This window comes from Nocardioides sp. (assembly GCF_050699375.1).
Lineage (GTDB): Bacteria > Actinomycetota > Actinomycetes > Propionibacteriales > Nocardioidaceae > Nocardioides.
The window spans coordinates 1-2,028 of the sequence record NZ_JBOHDN010000321.1 but is presented as its reverse complement, the minus strand read 5'-3'; the positions used below and the strand labels follow the sequence as shown (position 1 = coordinate 2,028).

Below are 2,028 nucleotides of genomic sequence, written 5' to 3'. Positions count from 1 at the left end.
GCGATCTCGGGGATCTGCAGCACGATCGCGGTGTAGTCGGACTTCGTCAGCCCGCCCTCGCGGTGGTAGACGATCGTCGTGGTCAGGTCGTCGGGGTCCTGCACCTTGGCGAGCTCGTCGATCGCCTGGGTCGACTCCGCGTTGGCCGGGAGCCAGTCGGAGTTGTCGTGGGACTCGACATCGCCGAGCTTCCCGGTCAGCGGACCCATCAGGACCAGCATCACCAGCCAGAACCCCAGCACGACCCACTTCGTGACGGGTCCGGTGACGGCGCCAACGATCCGCTCGGACATGGGGCGCTCAGACATGGGGCGCTCAGACATACGTCAATGGAACAATGCCCACGGGGGCAGAGTCGCAGCGGGACGGCCGGGTGTGGCCGTTGGTGTTAGGGAGTTCACAGCCGGCCACGTTCAGGCCAGCCACTCCTTGACCTGGGCGATGGCCGCGGGAGCGTCCGTCCCGAAGGCCGGTGTCACCTGCAGACTGGTCACGCCGGCCTCCTTGAACGCCGCGATCCGCTCCTTGACGAACGACTCCGGTCCGACCAGGTTGCCCGCCTCGAGCCAGGCGTCGGGCACCTCGGCCTCGGCGTCACGCTTGTGGCCGTCGAGGTAGAGGTCCTGGATCTTCTTGGCCTCGGCCCCGAAGCCGTACTTGACGGCCATGTCGTTGTAGAAGTTCTTGCCGCGCGCGCCCATGCCGCCGACGTACAGCGCCAGCAGTCCACGCATCGTGTCGCGCTGACGCTTGGCCTCGTCGGGGTCGTCGGTGATCGCCAGCAGTCCACCGGCGGAGATCTCCAGGGGCTTCAGGTCGGGCGAGCGCTTGGCCAGGCCCTTGTCGATCGCCTCGCCCCACACGTCGCGAGCCTTGTCCGGGAGGAACTGGAACGGCAGCCAGCCGTCGGCGACCTCGGCGGTCATCGCGACGTTCTTGTCGCCCAGCGCGGCCACCCACAGCGGGGTGTCGGCACGCTCGGGCTTGTTGAGCAGCTTGAGCGGCTTGCCGAGCCCGGTGCCCTGGTCGGCCGGCAGCGGGAGCTTGTAGAGCCCGTCGCTCTGCAGCCGCTCGCCGCGCAGCCCGGCGCGCAGCAGCGCGATGATCTCGCGGGTGCGGGTCAACGGCTTGTCGTACGCCACCCCGTGGAAGCCCTCGATGACCTGAGGTCCGCTCGCGCCGAGGCCGAGGATCGCGCGGCCTCCGGAGACGTTGTCGAGGCCGGCCGCGGTCTGGAGCAGCGCCCCCGGCGTACGGCTGTAGATGTTGAGGATCCCGGCCCCGAGCTCGACCGTCTCGGTCTTCGCGGCCAGGTAGCCGAGGAGCGAGACGGCATCGAAGCCGTACGGCTCGGCGACCCAGAGCTGGTCGAGACCCGCCTTCTCCAGGCCGACGACCTGGTCGGCCGTGTCGCGCGGGTTGCCGAAGTAGGTCAAGGGCATCGCAAGCTTCATGCCGAGGAGGCTACCGTGACCGTGTGACGGAGATCAGGTTCGGATACAAGGCGTCCAACGAGCAGTTCGCACCCACGGAGCTGCTGAACTACGGCGTGATGGCGGAGGAGCAGGGCTTCGACTCTGTCTTCATCTCCGACCATCTCCAGCCCTGGCGGCACGACGGCGGGCACGCCCCGTTCGCGATGACGTGGCTGGGCGCGCTGGGTGCGCGTACGGAGCGGATCGTGATGGGCACCTCGGTGCTCACCCCGACGTTCCGCTACCACCCGGCGATCGTGGCGCAGTCCTTCGCGACGCTGGGTTCGCTCTTCCCCGAGCGGGTCGTGCTCGGGATGGGCACCGGTGAGGCGATGAACGAGGCCCCGCTGGGCGTCGCGTGGCCTGAGGGCAAGGTGCGGTTCGCGCGGTTCCGCGAGGCCGTGCGGGTCATCAAGAAGCTCTGGTCCGAGGACCGGGTCACCTTCGAGGGCGACTACTACCAGCTCGACCGGGCGACCATCTACGACAAGCCGTCGACCCCGGTCCCGATCTACCTGGCCGGCAGTGGCCCGGCCGCGACCAAGTACGCCGG

At 68.8% G+C, this 2,028-nt stretch carries 2 protein-coding genes and 1 pseudogene; 1 reads left to right on the top strand and 2 read right to left on the bottom strand.

The annotated features are described in order from the left end of the window. Positions 1-308, bottom strand: a pseudogene (locus ACRDPS_RS22415) (hypothetical protein); the annotation flags it as partial. 105 nt (positions 309-413) lie between these two features. After that, positions 414-1,454 (bottom strand): LLM class F420-dependent oxidoreductase, encoded by a 1,041-nt coding sequence (locus ACRDPS_RS22410; RefSeq protein ID WP_431503879.1) that lies wholly within the window; start codon positions 1,452-1,454, stop codon positions 414-416. Between the two features lie 23 nt (positions 1,455-1,477). Here ACRDPS_RS22410 and ACRDPS_RS22405 point away from each other — a divergent pair. Beyond that, the coding region (locus ACRDPS_RS22405; protein WP_431503878.1) for an LLM class flavin-dependent oxidoreductase at positions 1,478-2,028 on the top strand (551 nt) is incomplete at its 3' end.

Excerpts from the sequence above, each read along its gene's own strand:
- ACRDPS_RS22410 (WP_431503879.1), bottom strand. The coding sequence starts at position 1,454 with ATGAAGCTTGCGATGCCCTTGACCTACTTCGGCAACCCGCGCGACACG.